Genomic DNA, 18,335 nt, shown 5'->3' on the forward strand with positions numbered 1-18,335 from the left:
TTTTTTTCGCAATCCGTCAGGATTAAGGCGCTTTTTTATGCTGTGTACAGAGTTCCGGCACCGGATCGCACCCGCTGGTATCGGCTTTTTTCACCTCTTCCAGCGCGCTGGCGACGGTATGGCGCGCTAAAACCGCTAACGAAGCCTGCTCCGCTTCATCAGCGATTGATTTGAAGTACCAGCAGGCGTTGGCGCTGACCACACAGCGGGCCGGGACGTCAGGACGGGACGCCCACAGCTTTTTATCTTCAGTGACAGAAAGGTAGATATCACGCAGGGTGATCTCTTCAGCCGGGCGGCCAAGGTGAATAGAGCCGTTGCGGCCAAGCGTGGAGACGATAATGCCGTCGCGGGCGAGAGGAACCATTAATTTGCGGATAAAGCTCGGATTCGCTTCCAGGCCGTAAGCCAGGATTGCACTCGTCGAACGTTCACCCGATTGCTCCGCCATCGCTACGCTGAGAACCATCTGCAAAGCTGTCGGGAAGCGGTAATCTAACATTTTTCTGTCCTGGGTTGCGGTGAATCTTGTTCTTTTTGGCACCGCAGAGGTGAATAATCAGTGAGTAACAATATAACAAATACGGTAATTTTATTGAAGCAATCTGCGGCATACGTGAAGTAACGCTGCGCTGACACATGTCAGGACGTGTAGCGCCGGGTTTACGTTCATGCGAACGACGGATTCGGGAAATCAACGGTCACCATAAGACCACCTTCGGCTGACGTACTCAGATTGACCCTGCCGTTGTGTTGCTGCGTAACGGCTTTGACGATGGCAAGCCCCAGTCCACTCCCGCTTTGGGTCTGATTAGGATCGCGGAAAAATCTGTCGAACACGCGCTCCCGCAGTTCAACCGGGATACCGGGGCCGGCGTCTGAGACGCGCAGCTGAGCGGACTTATCACGCGATTGCAGTTGTACCTCAATGCGTCCACCCTCAGGGCTGTACTTCACGGCATTCTCAATTAAATTGTCGATCAGCGACACCAGACGTTCCCGAATGCCTGCGACATGGATTTCATCGTCACCGAAGAATTCAAACTCAATCCCGCGTGCCGATGCCAGCGGCTCCAGTGCGGCCATTCGCTCCTGAATAAGCGTTGTCAGCGGCACAGGCTCCATTAACGTGTCGATGTGCGCTTCGCTGTGCTTCATCAGCAGAAGCTGATTGACGAGACGAGCAGCACGGCTATTGCTGCGAACAATGCCTGCAAGCAGCTCCTGCTGGCTTTCGCTGATGACCCAGGACTGCAGCGCCTCGACGTTGATTCGCATCGCGGCCAGCGGCGTACGCAGCTCGTGCGCGGCATCGGCAATAAACACCCTTTCCCTTTCGGCGCTTTCCCGCACCCTGGCGAGAAAGTCATTAATCGCGTCCACCGTCTGGCGCAGCTCCCTGTGCCTGGGAACGGCTTTTAAGGGAGAGAGATCGTCTGGCGTGCGCAATGAAATTTCATTCACTACCCTGTTCCAGGGGCGCATCGCGATGCGGATTGACAGCCATGCGGGAAACAGAAGAAAAGGGATGCATACCAGCAGCGGCATGACGTAATAGCCGCGCGAGTTCAGGTAGATAAAGAAATTCCAGCTGCCAGCCGGGGTGAAAAGGGTGACTTCAACGTCGGAGCGCGCGGATTTGAGCGTGCGGCTCGTCCAGGTGTGGTCTCCGGTCCGGACGCGCTGCATTTCCCCCAGGAGGCTATTTTTCACCTCCGTTGGCGCGCCACGCGAAGAAAAAATAATCTCATTATGCTTGCGAACGATCAGGTTGATAGCGAGCTCCGGATCTTCACCGCCGCCATAACCCTCCCGCAGCGCCTTGCTGAACGCGGCCAGCACCTCATTACGCGCCTGCGGCCTATCCTCCATGCTCTCAACAAGGGAAAAGAGGGTTTCGTAAGTCTCACTGCCCGTGAGTATTGGAGGGCTGCGCAGGTCCTCCAGCAAAATGAAGGTTAAAAAGAAACACCAGAGCAACGTAAGCAGCAGCATCTGGGCGACCAGCATTCGCCTGACCAGCGTAGGGAGCCTGAGGCGGTACCAAAAATTACGCATCAACCTGCCGCCTTCTGAACCGGTACGGTATCAATGACGTACCCTACGCCCCGCACCGTTCGCACAAAGCCATCGCCAATTTTTCGCCGCAGGTTACCCATATGCACGTCGAGCGCGTTGCTGAGATTTTCTTTCGTGCCGAATATCCTCTCTTCCAGATACCGCCGCGTAAGCACGCGATCGGCGCGCAGCATTAACGTTTCAAGCAGCGCATATTCGCTTGCCGTCAGCTCAACGTGGCGTGCGCTCACCGTTACGCGACGCGTCGGAATATGAAGCGACAAACCGCGAATTTCTATTGCCTCATTTTCAAAACCGTAACTGCGTCGCGCAAGGGCTCTCACGCGTGCCAGCAGCTCGGCGAGAACAAAAGGTTTGACCAGATAGTCGTCCGCGCCCGCGTCCAGCCCGCACAGGCGGTCCTGCAGCGTGCCTCGCGCCGTCAGGATAATGACGGGGATCCCCCGGAGCTGCTGACGCAGACGCGTCATCAGGCTCATGCCATCGCCATCGGGCAGCCCCAGGTCGAGCAGAATAAGTTCCGGCACGCAGAGCTCAAGCTGAAGCAGCGCATCCTCTTTCCGGCGTACCCATATGACATCAAATCCTTGATCTGCAAGGGCGATACGTACGCCATTGCCGAGATCCAGGTCGTCTTCAATTAGTAGAATTTTCACAAAGGTAACGGTATCAGCAGTGGATGAAGAACAGCTTAAGAAAAAAACGGTATCAGGAAATCATTCAGCTTTACAGAACCAGCACGTGCTTCAGCGTTTCTTCATTTTCGGCTCATAAGAACCTTAGGGAGGGTATTCAGAATGAGCGCGCTGGCGTTTAACACCGCCTGAATCGTAACCATCTGAATCCAAAAGGGCTTCTTTAATGAGAAACTGCAAACTGCGTCACAGGTTCCCCCGTTCACTCATCGGTCGCAGCGTGAAAAGCATCCTGTCGGGGGCCGTCCTGGCGTTACTGGCTACCCCGGCGCTGGCGGCCGGGCAGCGCCAGGGCAACGTGTTAACCCTGGGGGGCGGCGTGGATGTTGCGCCACGCTATTCCGGTTCGGATAAGAGCCGCGTTACTGCGGCTCAGGTGGTTGATTACGCGATGGCAAATGGGTTCTTTATCAGTACCACCCGCGGGCTCGGCTACGGCAACCGCGTTGGCAACCTGGATTACAGCGCTGCGCTGAGCTATCGCGCAGGACGTAAGGATCGCGACGTAAGCAGCGATTCAATCGCCTCCGGCAGCGACTACCTGCGGGGGATGGGTGACATCAAAGGCTCGGTCGTCGTTGTGCCGGGGCTGGGGTACAGGATAACTGACTGGCTTAACGTGCAGCTGCAGGCTGAGGTCCCGGTTTCGGAAAGAGACAACGGTGAGGCTGTGCACTTTGGCATTGCCAGCCCGCTCTACACCTCTCCTGAAAACTCGGTGACGCTGGCGCTGACCGGCAGCTGGGGATCCAGCAAGTACATGCAAACGTACTACGGGGTCAGCGCCGCCCAGTCGGCCGCATCGGGATTTGCCCGACATGATGCCGGATCGGGCATATACGCCTATTCGCTGAACCTGGACTGGACCCATAAGCTCACCTCCCGCTGGAGCCTGCTTACCGCAGCTGGCGTTACGCAGCTGACGGGAGAGGCGGGCGATAGCCCCATTGTTCAGCGAAAAACGTCTCCTGTGGGAAGTTTGAAGGTGACGTATAGCTTCTGATGGTTCAGTGAGGGCGAAGGCGCGTTTGTGACAAAACCGCACATAACCCCGTTACAGGAGCCGGAAGTACATAAAGCCCGTAGGATGGCGTGGCCCGAAGTCGGACCGTTCATCATGCGGGCTTTTTTTATCACTGTTGACCCGATAACGCCTGTTCAATCGTACGGGTAACAACGTCCGGCTGGCTGACCATCGATACATGGCTTGCCGCAACCTCCGTGGTGTTGGCGTTGATTTTCTTCGCCATTGCGCGCTCAAGCTCAGGATTGATCATCCGGTCATGTTTGCTGACCACATACCAGCTCGGTTTGTCATGCCAGGCGGCATGCGCGACTTTCTCCCCAAACGCATTGGCCTTAATGGGGCTCAGCGTCGCGGCAATCACGCTGCGCTCAACGTCCTTCACGTCAGGGGCAAAATTCTCGCTGACCGCTTTTGTCGGCAGATATAAATACCCCTCTGCCGTTTTAGCGAGGCTGGCGCTCCCTGGCGGATCAGGGAAGCTATTTGCCAGTTCTGCCGTCGACTGGCCGGAATCCGGCGCAAAAGCGGCAACGTAAACCAGTGACTTCAGCGGGCATTGTTTCCCGCCTCGCTGATTACCGTCCCGCCCCAGGAGTGACCGACCAGCACCACATCCCCATGAGCCCGGGCAATAGCCGCTGCGTGGCGGCGACATCATCTTTCAGAGACGTGAGCGGAAGTTGTACCGCAATGACCTCGGTATGGTGTTTTTGCAGCCGGGTGATCACCTTATTCCAGCTGCTCCCGTCGGCAAACGCCCCGTGCACCAGCACCACGCTGGCTTTCGTCTCTGCCAGCGCGCTGGTGGAAACCGCCAGCAGCGCCGCTGTTAATACAGACAATGCTTTCATAACAGGCTCCTTAAAAGTGATGAACCGCCGCGTGGGGCGGTACGGTGAATTCAACGGTTTTATGGTCGATGGGCTTATGCGTCGGGTCGGCAACGATGATGGTTACCTTGTGTTTCCCGGCGGGCAGCCCGACCAGGATCACCGGCTCGCCGCTGGTTTCAGCCCAGTGCCAGGGCGCGTCATCCACCACTACGTGAATATGGCCGATACGCGGAGTGACTTTCAGCGCGTCGGGTCCAAATACAGGTTCAATGCGCAGGTTTTCGACGCGGTACTGAATAAAGACCGCACCTTTACTCAGCGGTCCCGCCAGCGGTGGGTCGACGATCAGTTTTGCTGGCGGCTGGGGTTTTTCCTGCGGCGCTACGGCGGCCGGGCCATTAACATCACCGGCGCTCAGGCCATCCAACGGTGCGGCCAGTGCGCCAGCAAAGGACGTCAGCGCAAATACAGGAAGCAGGAAATATCGACGAATCATCGGTGTCTCTCCTCATCAGTTTATTATGGCGAGGGACACAGAAGACCATTTTTATGTATCGGGGATGTTTGCTTTTGCGGGCGTTTTGTACCGGTTTGTCAGCGTAGCGCTCGGGATACAGTGCGATACAGTTTGTCTGCCTGGAGCGAACATGCTTTAGCGCTCGGGCGAATCCACTACAAGACCTGATTGCTGTGACTGAATTTTGTCCTGATGGTGATACCAGGCGCCAATGGAGGAATAAACAAAGCGGCCAAAGAAAAACAGGAAACTGATGAGCAGTATGATGCGGGTCATCCGGGTGTTAAATCGATGTCGTTTTCGCATACGCGTAGCCTGACTCACTTTCTTTTCCTGAGTATACCCTTTTGGGCGATACGGCTATTAAGGCACAGCCGCAAGTCGGGGTCAATTCAGCGAAATGTAAAATACCGTCAATGCTTACATTAATTTATGTTATTAAAAACAACGCTTTTATTTATCGCATTGATAATTACAGGAAAAATATTCAAATAAAACGTAAGAAATGTTTATTCAGATAAATTAATTTGATTTAGGTCAACGGCATCTCGTCGTTGATATTTAAAATCCCACCTCCACTGTGCTTGCCAGGAATTTTCCGGGCATCGTGTACGTCAGGTTGGATGCCTGTCTTCATTTACCCTCTGGAGCGCAAGGGTTGTAAACGAGCATCTATGAATATTCACCACATCCTGAAGCAAAATAAAGACCGCTGGTGGGCACTTCCTCTTATATTACCCGTCGTGTTACTCCCGGTGCTTAGTGTGGCTAATACCTTAACGCAGCTGGGCGACGGTATCGTTGCGCTCTATTATCTCCCACTCTCCTTTCTGCTGACGCTGATGTTGTTCTTTGGCCTGGAAGCCCTTCCCGGAGTGGTGGTGTCGCTGTTTTTACGTTATTACCCGTCCGTTGGGCTGTTTGAAACCGTGACCGGCATTCTGCATTTTATCGTCCCCCTGGTGCTCAGCTGGGGCGGTTACCGCGTGTTTGCGCCCCGACGCAATATGACCGCTTACGGTGACATACGCCTGATGGGGCAACGTATCTTCTGGCAGGTGTTTTGCCCGGCAACGCTTTTTCTGGTGCTATTTCAGTTTGCGGTTTATCTCGGGGTCTATGAGAGCCGCCAGAGCCTTGCAGGATTGAATCCCCTCAATATTCGGACCCTTATTAACTATCAGGGGCTGCTGGTGAGCGGGCTGACGGGTGTGCCGCTAAGCTACCTGCTGATCCGCCTGACACGTCATCCGCGCTATATCAAGGGACTGATGTCCCAGCTCCGCACGCAAATAGACAAAAAGGTGACGGCCGTTGAGTTTGTGGTGTGGTTTTTAGCTCTGGGTGGGTTGCTGGCTATGCTGCTGCTGCCCATGAATGAAAACAGTTCCATTTTCAGCACCAACTACACTTTGTCACTGCTGATGCCCGTGATGCTCTGGGGGGCGATGCGCTTTGGCTACAAGCTAATGTCAATCATCTGGACGCCGGTCCTGCTGGTGTCGATTCACTTTTTTTATCACTACATTCCGGTGCAGGAGGGTTATGGCATTCAGCTGGCGATCAGCTCATCCAGCTATCTGGTCTTTTCCTTCGTTGTGACGTATATGTCGATGCTGGCGACACGTCAGCGGACCATCAATATTCGCTCCCGCAGTCAGGCTTTTCTCGATCCGGTGGTGCATATGCCCAACCTGCGGGCGCTGTCGCGAGAGCTGGCCAGTAACCCCTGGTCGGCGCTCTGTTTACTGCGCGTGCCCGAGCTGGAAGTGCTGGGGCGTAATTACGGCGTACTGCTACGGATCCAGTATAAGCAGCAGCTGGCGCAATGGATAAATGGCACCCTTCAGCCAAAAGAGCAAGTCTATCACCTCACCGGATATGACATGGCGGTGCGACTGGAGGCGGAGTCGCATCAACAGCGTATTGAGACGCTGGACGAGCATATTAAGCAGTTTGTTTTTATCTGGGATGGTATGCCGGTGCAGCCTCAGGTTGGCGTGAGCTACTGCTATGTACGCTCACCCGTCAATCACCTCTATCTGGTGCTGGGGGAACTGGGCATCGTGGCTGACCTCTCCCTCTCAACGAATCACCCGGAAAATCTTCAGCAGCGCGGGGCTGTTCACTTGCAGCGTAGCCTGAAAGATAAGGTGGCGATGATGAGCCGTTTGCAGACAGCGCTGGAGCAGAACGCTTTTAGCCTGTTAGTTCAGCCCGTTCGCGGCCTGCGCGGCGATCATTACCACGAAGTGCTGCTGCGAATGCGTGATGATAACGGGGCGCTGATCTTTCCCGAGCAGTTCCTGCCCATAGCACAGGAGTTTGGTTTATCGTCGCGTGTCGATTTATGGGTACTGGAGCGTACGTTGAGTTTCCTGGCACAGCACCGCCAGCGTTTGCCGGGCCAGCGCTTTGCCATCAACCTCGCACCTTCTACCGTCTACCGGGCGCAGTTCCCGCTTGAAGTGAGCCGCCTGTTAGCCAGATATGCCGTTGAAGCATGGCAGCTGATCTTTGAAGTGACCGAAAGTAGCGCCTTTGGTCATGCGGATCTGGCGGCATCCACCCTCAGGCAATTGCAAAAAATGGGAATACGGATCGCCATTGATGATTTTGGCACCGGCTACGCCAGCTATGCGCGGTTAAAAAGCGTGGACGCCGACATTCTCAAAATCGACGGCGGCTTTATTCGCAATATTGTCAGCAACAGCCTGGATTACCAGATCGTGGCATCCATTTGCCATCTGGCCCGGATGAAGAAAATGCTGGTGGTGGCAGAATGTGTGGAAACAGAAGAGATACGTAGCGCGGTGCACGCGCTAGGTATCGATTATGTGCAGGGCTACTTAATTGGATTGCCAGTTGAGCTTGATACGTTGCTCGAAACACAGCCTTCTCAGGAGAGCGCCTTAGCCGTTACGCTGCCGCCTCAGAACTCTCTTCTTCAATCTTCAACAGCCAGCCGGTGACCGCTTCCCAGTACTGCTGCTCTTTTTCCAGATCCAGCAGCACCAGCGCGTTCTGGCTAAACCAGTCGTGCGGGAAGCTCAGCGTCCAGTGATAGTCATCCGTTTTAAGCTTCAGTGTCGGCGGCGTGGTGGTCGCCTGTCGCTGATTATTGAGCAGCACGCCCAGGCGCAGAAGCTGAATGAGTGGCAGGAACTGCTTTTTCTTAAATAGCGTAAAGCGCGGCAGATCGTCGAGCTTGATGGCTTTGCGGTGATAGCGCACCAGCGTCGCCATCATGGTTTGCTGCTCCTGGTTGAAGCCAGGCAGATCGCTATTTTGCAGAATATAGGCTGAATGGCGATGCATTCCGCTGTGGTTAATGTTCAGCCCCACCTCATGCAGCATCGCGGCCCATTTTAACAGCGCGGCCAGCTGCGGATGCGCCAGCTTTGGATTCTGCTCCTCCCACTGCTCGTACATCTGAACCGTGGTTTCCAGCACCCGTTTCGCCTGTTCGCGGTCGATGTTGTACTGGTTGGCAAGGCTCTGCGCGGTGCGGCTGCGAATATCCTGATGACGGAAACGGCCTTCCATCTCATACAGCACACCTTCGCGCAGGGCGCCGTCAGAGAGGCGCAGCTCTTTGATCGCCAGCGCGTCAAACACGCCGCAGAGGATCGCCAGCCCCGGTACGAACACCGCTTTACGCTCGTCGGACAAGCCCGGCAGACTCAGGGCGTCGAAGCTCTTGTGCTTAAGCACCTCTTCGGTGAGTTTCACCAGGCGCTCAGGCGTAATAAACCCGTCCTTTTCACCCATCGCCAGCAGCACTTCATGGGCCGCTTTAATCGACCCCGATGCGCCCAGCGCCACGTTCCAGCCCTGAATACGATACTGCCAGGCCAGATTTTCCAGTTTTTGCACGGCGGCCATGCGCGCGCGCTGGAAGTTTTCGCGGGTGATGACGCCGCCCGGAAAATACATTTGCGCGAAGCTGACGCAGCCCATACGGCGGCTTTCAACCAGACGCGGCTCGAAATCTTCGCCAATCACCAGTTCGGTTGAGCCTCCGCCGATATCAATCACCAGCTTGCGGCCTTTTTCCGGCTGCGTATGCTCCACGCCCATAAAAATCAGGCGCGCTTCTTCGTTACCGGAGATGATCTCAATCGGGTAGGGGATAACCTTTTCCGCGCGCTTAAGAAATTCCGGCGCGTTCAGCGCCTGGCGTAGCGTATGCGTCCCGACGATGCAGACGCTGGACGGCGAAAAGCCTTGCAGACGTTCTGCGAACAGCGACAGGCAGTTAAGCCCGCGCTCCATTGCCTCTTCGCTCAGCATGTTACGCGCGTCGAGCCCATCGGCCAGATGCACGCGCTGCTTCAGACGACCGATGATCTGCATCGCGCCATCCACCTCGCGGGCGATGACCATATGGAAACTGTTTGAGCCAAGATCGACCGCAGCGAACTCCTGCGGGCGTGGGGTATTATCGTTTATTGGCATAGGTTAATCGGGTTGCTCAAGTGATTTGATGTAATCGTAAATCGCCAGCTGCGACCGCACTTTACGGCGATTGCCGCGCGGTACATAGCGATTACTGAGTTCTTTGTCGATATAACGTGCTTTCACCGTATCGCTGAACAGGATCTCGATAATGTCCAGGATACGCTGCTTCAGGCGAGGATCCAGCAGCGGTGCCGCCACTTCAATACGGTAATCAATGTTACGCGTCATCCAGTCGGCGGACGAGAGGTATACGCGCTTATCACCGGCGTTATCGAAAATATAGACGCGATCGTGTTCAAGATAGCGATCCACAATGCTGATCACGCGGATGTTGTCGCTGATGCCTTCCAGTTCCGGAATGAGCGAGCACATGCCGCGAATGAGCAGATTTACCGGAACGCCGGAGCTGGAGGCCGCATACAGGCGATCCACCAGGCCTTTGTCCACCAGATTGTTGAGCTTCAGCGTGATGCCGGACGACAACCCGTTCTGCGCATTGGCAATCTCTTTGTCGATCATATCGTACAGCAGGCGCCGTGAGTTCTGCGGTGACACCAGCAGATAATCGAAGCTCACCGGGCGGTACGGGTTCTCAATGAAGTTGAACACCCGACGCACTTCGTTGGTGATGCGGGCATCGGCAGTCAGCAGCGAATAGTCGGTGTAAATACGCGCGGTTTTCTCGTTAAAGTTCCCGGTACCGATATGGGCGTAGCGCACCACGTCGTCGCCCTCTTTACGGGAGATCAGGAACAACTTGGCGTGAATTTTCAGCCCCGGCGCGGAGAAGATGACGTGCACGCCCGCTTCCGTCAGTCGGCGTGCCCAGTGGATGTTGGCCTCTTCGTCGAAGCGAGCCTGGAGCTCAACCACCACGGTCACTTTCTTGCCGTTGTGCGCCGCGTGGATCATCGCATCGATGATGCGGGAATCTTTCGCCACGCGATAAATGTTGATTTTAATCGCCAGCACGTTCGGATCGAACGAGGCCTGACGCAGCAATTCCAGCACGTGTTCAAAGGTGTGATACGGATAGTAGAGCAGCACATCCCGCTCGCGGATGGCATCGAACCCGTTGCGGAATTTATCGAACCAGATATGGCGCAGGCGCGGCAGCGGTTTGTTTACCAGATTGGCTTTGCCGACGTTCGGGAAGCCAATGAAATCTTTAAAGTTGTGGTAACGCCCACCGGGGATTATGGAGTCGTAGCGGGAGATGGTCAGCTTATCGCGCAGCATCTCCACCATCGCGTCCGGCATATCGCGCTGATAGACAAAACGCACCGGCTCTGCCGTCAGGCGCTGCTTGAGGCTGGAAGACATCAGTTCCATCAGGCTGGCCTCCATCTCATGCACCAGATCGTACTCGGCATCACGGGTCATCTTCATTGAGTAGGCGTTGAGCGCGTCGTAATCGAAGAAGCCTTTGAAGATATCGTCCAGACAGTAGCGCAGAATGTTATCCAGCAGGATCATCGGCTTACGTCGGCGCGGGGTTTCCGGCGGCAGATTTACAAAGCGCGGGACTTTATCAGACGGTATTTCCAGCAGCGCGTAGTTAATGGTCTCACCACGAATGATTTCTACCGCCAGATAGGTGTAATCATCTTTCAGGAACTGCACCAGATCGGTTTCACGGTTGATCAGAATCGGGGTGATATGCTGGCGCAGATAGTGTTTGAAATAGTGGCGCAGCCAGTTTTGCTGATTCGCGGAGAGCTGGCGTTCGTTGATCAGGAAGATTTGGTTGCGTGCCATTTCCAGCAGCAGCTCGTTATAGAGGCCATCAAATTCCTGATCGGCTTTCATGACGCGAGACTGGATTTTTCCAAGCAGATGCCGCGAGTGGGAGTTTAAGCCCTGTTCTTCGCTGATGATGATTCGGCGTTTTAGTTCGGCGAAGCGAACCTTGTAGAACTCATCCAGATTGTTGGAATAGATGCCTAAAAAACGCATACGCTCAATCAGCGGGTTGCTTTTATCGGCCGCTTCCTGAAGTACACGTTCGTTGAATGCTAACCAGCTTAGCTCTTTCTCGATATATAACTTTTCCTGACCCATTACAGCTCACACTCCAGTTCAATCACAGGACGTGGTAAATCCGTCTCGTCCTTATTATGGCGAGCATTTCCACGATATGTCCAACAGTGCCAGAAAAGTATGACAGTTATTTTTTTTGTTGGGGATTTTAGGGGGTTGGAGAAGGGAATATCGGGTAATGCAATATGTAGGTCGGGTAAGCGCAGCGCCACCCGACAGAACAAACTACTCTTCAGCCGCATGACCCTGCGGGGGTAACTTCACGCCGTCCAGCCAGGCGGCACCGTCGCGCATCTCAAGACGGCCGTCAACAAACCAGCTTACCACCAGCGGATAAATGGCGTGTTCCTGAGCCTGTACACGTTCCGTCACGTCGTCTTCGTTGTCACCGTCAAAGACCGGTACTTTTGCCTGCAAAATGACCGGACCGCCGTCCAGCTCGTCGGTAACGAAATGCACGGAGGTACCATGCTCCTCATCGCCGTTCTCCAGCACCTGACGATGGGTATGCAGGCCAGGATATTTCGGCAGAAGAGAAGGGTGGATATTCAGCAAACGTCCGTTGTAATGCGCGACGAAGGCCGGGCTCAGGATACGCATGTAGCCCGCCAGCACCACCACGTCAGGCGCGTAGGCGTCAATCTCCTGCACCAGCTCACGGTCAAAGGCTTCACGCCCGGCGAACTGGCTGGCTTCTAGCGCGTGCGCAGGAATGTTCGCTTCCCGCGCGCGCTCAAGGCCGAACGCATCGGCCTTGTTGCTGAATACTGCCCGAATGGTGCCATTGATTTTCTTCTGTTTGCAGGCGTCTATAATTGCCTGCAAATTGCTTCCGTTGCCGGAAATGAGCACCACGATGTTTTTCATTCAATGACCACACGCTGTTCGGAATCGGAAGCTTTAATCGTACCGATTTTCCACGCGTTTTCACCTTTTTCTGTCAGCAGCTTAACCGCTTTATCCGCTTCGCTGGCGGGCAGGGCGATAACCATGCCCACGCCGCAGTTAAAGGTGCGGTACATTTCATGCTCGCTCACGTTGCCTGCGGTTTGCAGCCAGTTGAAGACGGGCGGCCACTGCCATGAGGAGGCGTCGATCACCGCCTGGGTATTGTCCGGCAGCACGCGCGGAATGTTTTCCCAGAAGCCGCCGCCGGTAAGGTGAGCGATGGCGTGCACGTCAACGTTCTCAATCAGCTCCAGCACGTTTTTCACGTAGATGCGGGTCGGGGCCAGCAGGTGATCGGCCAGCGGTTTGCCGTCCAGCTCGGTGGTCAGCGGGTCGCAACCGCTCACTTCGAGGATCTTACGCACCAGAGAGTAGCCGTTGGAGTGCGGACCGCTGGAGGCCAGCGCAACCAGCACATCGCCGTCAGCCACTTTGCTGCCGTCGATAATTTCTGATTTTTCTACCACGCCGACGCAGAAGCCTGCGACGTCATAATCTTCACCGTGATACATGCCTGGCATTTCAGCGGTTTCACCGCCGACCAGCGCACAGCCGGATTGCAGACAGCCTTCGGCGATACCGTTAATGACGCTGGCTGCGGTATCCACATCCAGCTTGCCGGTCGCGTAGTAATCCAGGAAGAACAGCGGCTCAGCGCCCTGTACCACCAGGTCGTTGACGCACATCGCCACCAGATCAATACCAATCGTATCGTGATGCTTAAGATCCATCGCCAGGCGCAGTTTTGTACCGACACCATCCGTACCCGAGACCAGCACAGGTTCACGATATTTTTGCGGCAGCGCGCACAGTGCGCCGAATCCACCCAGGCCACCCATCACTTCCGGGCGGCGGGTTTTTTTCACCACACCTTTGATTCGGTCAACCAGCGCATTACCTGCGTCAATATCAACACCGGCATCTTTGTAGCTGAGAGAAGTTTTGTTGGTCACGGCTTAAATCCCCACGCGATTGCATAGCTAGTAAGAAAAATCGGCGCAATTCTAACAGTCCAGGCAAACGTTTGCGAGCCTATTCTCGGCGCGAGGATCTTTTTTTCTGTGCGGACTGTCCAGGGCAACAAACTTGACTCCGTTCACGAAAATGAAACCGGTTTCGGCGATCTGCTTGCAACGGCTATCCCCTTTGCACATCATCAAAATGAAACCGGTTTCTGTAACTGTTTTTGCAGAAAATAACGCAGAATGAGGGAAAGCGAATGTCAGGATTTAAAGCAGGTTTTCTGTGGGGTGGGGCCGTTGCGGCGCACCAGCTTGAAGGCGGCTGGAAAGAGGGCGGCAAGGGCGTGAGCGTTGCCGATGTCATGACGGCAGGCGCCCACGGGGTACCGCGTGAAATCACCAACGGCGTGCTGGAGGGGAAAAATTACCCAAACCACGAAGCCATCGACTTTTACCACCGCTATAAAGAAGACATCAAACTCTTTGCCGAGATGGGGTTCAAATGCTTCCGCACCTCCATTGCCTGGACGCGTATCTTCCCGAAAGGCGACGAGCTGGAGCCGAACGAAGCGGGACTCAAATTCTATGACGATCTTTTCGACGAGTGCCTGAAGCACGGCATCGAGCCGGTGATCACGCTTTCCCACTTCGAGATGCCTTTCCACCTCGTAACGGAATACGGCGGCTGGCGTAACCGTAAGCTGATCGACTTCTTTGTCCGCTTCGCGAAGGTCGTTTTTGAGCGCTATCAGCATAAAGTGAAGTACTGGATGACCTTTAACGAGATCAATAACCAGGCCAACTTTCATGAAGACTTTGCGCCGTTTACCAACTCCGGGCTGAAATATGCGCCGGGAGAAGATCGCGAGCCGGTGATGTTCCAGGCGGCGCACTATGAGCTGGTGGCCAGCGCCCTGGCGGTGAAAGCGGGGCGCAAGATCAACCCATCACTGCACATCGGCTGCATGATTGCCATGTGCCCCATCTATCCGCTGACCTGTGCCCCGGACGACATGATGATGGCGATGAACGCCATGCATCGCCGCTACTGGTTCACCGACGTTCACGTGCGCGGCAAGTATCCGCAGCATCTGCTCAACTACTTTGAACGTCGCGGCTTCGCGCTGGATATCACCGAAGAAGATAAAGTGGCGCTGACGCAGGGCTGCGTGGATTACATCGGGTTCAGCTACTATATGTCGTTCGCCACCAAAGCGACGGCGGATAATCCGACGCTGGATTATGACGAGAGCAAGAGCCTGGTTTCTAACCCGTACGTGCAGAAATCGGACTGGGGCTGGCAGATCGATCCTGTCGGGCTGCGCTACTCTCTGAATTGGTTCTGGGATCACTATCAGCTGCCGCTGTTTATTGTGGAAAACGGCTTTGGCGCGATCGACGTGCTGGAGAGCGACGGCACGGTGAACGACCAGTACCGCATCGACTACCTTTCCGCCCACATCCGCGAGATGAAAAAAGCGGTGGTGGAAGACGGCGTGGATCTGATGGGCTATACCCCGTGGGGCTGTATCGACCTGGTCTCTGCCGGCACTGGCGAGATGAAGAAACGCTACGGTTTTATCTTTGTCGATAAAGATAACGAAGGTAACGGCACGCTGAACCGCAGCAAGAAGAAATCGTTCGACTGGTATAAGCAGGTGATTGCGAGCAACGGCGATAACCTGTAATTGTCGGGTGGCGCTAACGCTTACCCGACCTACACTACACGTAGGCCCGCGTAAGCGCAGCGCCGCCGGGCAAGACCCCGCACCCAAACCGGAGCCCAGCCTCCGGCTTTTTTGTTTTTGATTGATGTACATCAAGCAACATGGGTATGGCGCAATCCAAAAAAAGCGGTATAATCCCGCGATTTTTTTGCGGATGCCACCTCAGAGGAGAAAGAGAATGAAGATTGTGGAAGTGAAACACCCACTCGTTAAACACAAGTTGGGCCTGATGCGTGAGCATGACATCAGCACGAAGCGTTTTCGCGAACTGGCTTCTGAAGTGGGTAGCCTGCTGACCTACGAAGCGACCTCTGATCTGGAAACGGAAAAAGTGACCATCGAAGGCTGGAACGGCCCGGTGCAGGTTGAACAGATCAAAGGTAAAAAAATTACCGTGGTGCCAATCCTGCGTGCGGGTCTGGGCATGATGGAAGGCGTGCTGGAGCACGTCCCAAGCGCGCGTATCAGCGTGGTGGGTATCTACCGTAACGAAGAGACGCTTGAGCCGGTCCCATACTTCCAGAAGCTGGTCTCTAACATTGATGAGCGTATGGCGCTGGTAGTTGACCCGATGCTGGCGACCGGTGGTTCGATGATCGCCACCATTGACCTGCTGAAACAAGCAGGTTGCAGCAGCATCAAAGTGCTGGTGCTGGTCGCGGCGCCGGAAGGTATCGCGGCGCTGGAAAAAGCGCACCCGGACGTTGAACTCTATACCGCGTCTGTCGACCAGGGACTGAACGAGCACGGGTACATCATCCCGGGGCTCGGCGATGCCGGCGATAAGATTTTTGGGACTAAATAATCGAATAACGATAAAGAAGCCGACTTTGATAGTCGGCTTTTTTTTGAATAAAAACCAACAATGACACTCAGAGGAAAACACTATGACGCGCCGTGCTATCGGGGTGAGTGAAAGACCGCCGCTTTTACAGACAATCCCGCTTAGTTTGCAGCACCTGTTCGCCATGTTTGGCGCAACCGTGCTGGTGCCAATCCTGTTTCACATTAACCCGGCTACCGTGCTGCTGTTTAACGGCATCGGTACGCTGCTTTACCTCTTCATCTGTAAAGGCAAAATCCCGGCCTATCTCGGGTCGAGCTTCGCGTTTATCTCCCCGGTACTGCTGTTGCTGCCGCTGGGTTACGAGGTCGCGCTGGGCGGCTTTATCATGTGCGGCGTGCTGTTCTGCCTGGTCTCCTTCATCGTGAAGAAAGCGGGTACCGGCTGGCTGGACGTGATGTTCCCGCCTGCGGCAATGGGGGCAATCGTTGCCGTCATCGGCCTGGAACTGGCGGGTGTCGCGGCGAACATGGCTGGGCTGCTGCCTGCGGACGGTCAGTCACCGGATTCTAAAACCATTATTATTTCGCTGGTGACGCTGGGCGTGACGGTTTTCGGTTCCGTCCTGTTCCGCGGCTTTATGGCGATTATCCCGATCCTGATCGGCGTGCTCGCGGGTTACGCGCTCTCCTTCGTGATGGGCGTTGTGGATACCACACCGATTGCCGAGGCACACTGGTTCGCGCTGCCGACCTTCTACACCCCACGCTTCGAATGGTTTGCTATCTTCACCATTCTGCCTGCTGCACTGGTGGTGATTGCTGAGCACGTTGGCCACCTGGTGGTGACGGCGAACATCGTGAAGCGTGACCTGATCCGCGACCCGGGCCTGCATCGCTCCATGTTTGCCAACGGTTTCTCCACCATCATCTCCGGTTTCTTCGGCTCCACGCCTAACACCACTTACGGGGAGAACATCGGCGTAATGGCGATCACCCGCGTCTACAGCACCTGGGTTATCGGCGGCGCGGCGATCATCGCTATTCTGCTCTCCTGCGTCGGCAAACTGGCGGCGGCGATCCAGATTATCCCGGTTCCGGTGATGGGCGGCGTTTCCCTGCTGCTTTACGGGGTGATCGGTGCGTCCGGTATTCGCGTGCTGATTGAATCCAAAGTGGATTACAGCAAGGCGCAGAACCTGATCCTGACCTCCGTTATCCTGATCATCGGCGTAAGCGGCGCGAAGGTGCACATCGGCGCGGCAGAGCTGAAGGGTATGGCGCTGGCGACCATCGTCGGCGTGGGCCTGAGCCTGATTTTCAAGCTGATCTCGGTCATTCGTCCGGAAGAAGAAATCCTGGACGCTGACGATAGCGAAAAAGCACCACATTGATCCTTTAACCGGGCGGACGATCCGCCCGGTTCTCTCCTTGCTGGTTCCGTGTTAAACTCCATTCCGATTTTATGTAAGATCTCTGGTTGAGGTATTTCTGAACGGACCGGCACAGCTCTCTCTGCCACTTTATCTCCCTGACGACGAAACTTTCGCGAGTTTCTGGCCGGGTGATAACCCCTCTTTACTGGCTGCACTGCAAAACGTGCTGCGCCAGGAACACAGCGGATACATCTATATCTGGTCACGCGAAGGCGCGGGACGCAGCCACCTGCTGCATGCCGCCTGTGCGGAACTTTCGGCGCGCGGTGACGCGGTAGGCTATGTGCCGCTGGATAAACGCACCTGGTTTGTGCCTGAAGTGCTGGAGGGCATGGAACATCTCTCCCTGGTCTGCATCGATAATATTGAATGCGTGGCGGGAGACGAGCCGTGGGAAATGGCGATCTTTAACCTCTACAACCGCATTCTGGAGTCGGGCAAAACCCGGCTGCTGATCACCGGCGATCGTCCGCCGCGTCAGCTCAATCTGGGGCTGCCGGATCTGGCGTCTCGTCTGGACTGGGGGCAAATCTACAAGCTGCAACCGCTGTCGGATGAAGACAAACTCCAGGCACTTCAGTTGCGCGCCAGACTGCGCGGATTTGAACTGCCGGAAGACGTAGGCCGCTTCCTGCTCAAGCGTCTGGATCGGGAGATGCGCACGCTCTTTGATACGCTCGATCAGCTCGATCGCGCCTCCATCACCGCCCAGCGCAAGCTGACCATTCCGTTTGTGAAAGATATTCTTAAGCTGTAGTTATGCCGGGTGGCGGCTGCGCCTTACCCGGCCTACATATGGCACCCGTAGGCCCGGTAAGCGCAGCGCC

General features: G+C 55.4%; 15 protein-coding genes and 1 pseudogene. 6 read left to right on the forward strand and 10 right to left on the reverse strand.

Annotated features, from left to right (window positions below; translation table 11 throughout):
• Positions 1-22: 22 nt before the first annotated feature.
• The 3 genes from SK51_RS10495 to SK51_RS10505 form a co-directional block, all read right to left on the reverse strand.
• A complete protein-coding gene (locus tag SK51_RS10495; RefSeq protein ID WP_003860591.1) occupies positions 23-502 on the reverse strand; it encodes an efflux pump transcriptional repressor OqxR in 480 nt (159 codons plus the stop codon).
• Between the two features lie 167 nt (positions 503-669).
• On the reverse strand, positions 670-2,058 hold the full coding sequence (locus SK51_RS10500; protein ID WP_023306694.1) for a sensor histidine kinase: 1,389 nt from the start codon (positions 2,056-2,058) through the stop codon (positions 670-672).
• Positions 2,058-2,735 carry a response regulator gene (locus tag SK51_RS10505; RefSeq protein WP_023306693.1) on the reverse strand — a complete coding sequence of 226 codons (678 nt, stop codon included), beginning with the start codon at positions 2,733-2,735 and terminating at the stop codon, positions 2,058-2,060. Before SK51_RS10505 ends, SK51_RS10500 begins: the two co-directional genes overlap by 1 nt.
• A gap of 205 nt (positions 2,736-2,940) precedes the next feature.
• Between SK51_RS10505 and SK51_RS10510 the strand changes: the two genes are divergently transcribed.
• A complete protein-coding gene (locus tag SK51_RS10510; RefSeq protein ID WP_023306692.1) occupies positions 2,941-3,777 on the forward strand; it encodes a MipA/OmpV family protein in 837 nt (278 codons plus the stop codon).
• A gap of 130 nt (positions 3,778-3,907) precedes the next feature.
• On the opposite strand, the pseudogene SK51_RS10515 reads toward SK51_RS10510, so the two are convergent.
• From SK51_RS10515 to SK51_RS10525, 3 genes and pseudogenes are all read right to left on the reverse strand, one after another.
• Positions 3,908-4,652 (reverse strand): annotated as a pseudogene (locus tag SK51_RS10515) (alpha/beta fold hydrolase).
• Positions 4,653-4,662: 10 nt separating this feature from the next.
• Positions 4,663-5,130, reverse strand: a complete 468-nt coding sequence (locus tag SK51_RS10520) for a DUF6130 family protein (protein ID WP_023306689.1) — start codon at positions 5,128-5,130, stop codon at positions 4,663-4,665.
• Between the two features lie 156 nt (positions 5,131-5,286).
• Positions 5,287-5,457: a YfgG family protein gene (locus SK51_RS10525; protein WP_017383512.1), complete on the reverse strand. Its 171-nt coding sequence runs from the start codon at positions 5,455-5,457 to the stop codon at positions 5,287-5,289.
• A gap of 368 nt (positions 5,458-5,825) precedes the next feature.
• On the opposite strand from SK51_RS10525, the gene SK51_RS10530 reads away from it, so the two are divergent.
• The gene (locus SK51_RS10530; RefSeq protein ID WP_023306688.1) at positions 5,826-8,123 is read left to right on the forward strand and encodes an EAL domain-containing protein; all 2,298 of its coding nucleotides are present in this window, start codon (positions 5,826-5,828) and stop codon (positions 8,121-8,123) included.
• Here the strand turns inward: SK51_RS10530 and ppx are convergent.
• The 4 genes from ppx to purM all read right to left on the reverse strand — a co-directional run bounded on the left by ppx (position 8,071) and on the right by purM (position 13,553).
• Positions 8,071-9,609, reverse strand: coding sequence for an exopolyphosphatase (ppx, locus tag SK51_RS10535; RefSeq protein WP_003860570.1), 1,539 nt, complete (start codon positions 9,607-9,609; stop codon positions 8,071-8,073). The genes SK51_RS10530 and ppx overlap by 53 nt on opposite strands.
• A gap of 3 nt (positions 9,610-9,612) precedes the next feature.
• Positions 9,613-11,673, reverse strand: coding sequence for a polyphosphate kinase 1 (gene ppk1 / locus SK51_RS10540; protein ID WP_006811494.1), 2,061 nt, complete (start codon positions 11,671-11,673; stop codon positions 9,613-9,615).
• Positions 11,674-11,877: 204 nt separating this feature from the next.
• On the reverse strand, positions 11,878-12,519 hold the full coding sequence (gene purN, locus SK51_RS10545; protein WP_023300681.1) for a phosphoribosylglycinamide formyltransferase: 642 nt from the start codon (positions 12,517-12,519) through the stop codon (positions 11,878-11,880).
• The gene (gene purM, locus SK51_RS10550; RefSeq protein ID WP_023306687.1) at positions 12,516-13,553 is read right to left on the reverse strand and encodes a phosphoribosylformylglycinamidine cyclo-ligase; all 1,038 of its coding nucleotides are present in this window, start codon (positions 13,551-13,553) and stop codon (positions 12,516-12,518) included. Before purM ends, purN begins: the two co-directional genes overlap by 4 nt.
• A 266-nt stretch (positions 13,554-13,819) precedes the next feature.
• Between purM and SK51_RS10555 the strand changes: the two genes are divergently transcribed.
• The 4 genes from SK51_RS10555 to SK51_RS10570 all read left to right on the forward strand — a co-directional run bounded on the left by SK51_RS10555 (position 13,820) and on the right by SK51_RS10570 (position 18,265).
• Positions 13,820-15,250 carry a 6-phospho-beta-glucosidase gene (locus tag SK51_RS10555; RefSeq protein WP_023306686.1) on the forward strand — a complete coding sequence of 477 codons (1,431 nt, stop codon included), beginning with the start codon at positions 13,820-13,822 and terminating at the stop codon, positions 15,248-15,250.
• Between the two features lie 217 nt (positions 15,251-15,467).
• Positions 15,468-16,094, forward strand: a complete 627-nt coding sequence (upp, locus tag SK51_RS10560) for a uracil phosphoribosyltransferase (RefSeq protein WP_022648979.1) — start codon at positions 15,468-15,470, stop codon at positions 16,092-16,094.
• Positions 16,095-16,176: 82 nt separating this feature from the next.
• Positions 16,177-17,466, forward strand: a complete 1,290-nt coding sequence (uraA, locus tag SK51_RS10565) for a uracil permease (RefSeq protein WP_022648978.1) — start codon at positions 16,177-16,179, stop codon at positions 17,464-17,466.
• A 97-nt stretch (positions 17,467-17,563) separates the two neighbouring features.
• Complete coding sequence (locus tag SK51_RS10570) at positions 17,564-18,265, forward strand: DnaA inactivator Hda (protein ID WP_211482948.1); 702 nt, start codon at positions 17,564-17,566, stop codon at positions 18,263-18,265.
• The last annotated feature ends 70 nt before the right edge of the window (positions 18,266-18,335 follow it).

Source organism: Enterobacter sp. MGH85 (genome assembly GCF_001037655.1).
Classification (GTDB): Bacteria; Pseudomonadota; Gammaproteobacteria; order Enterobacterales; family Enterobacteriaceae; genus Enterobacter; species Enterobacter intestinihominis.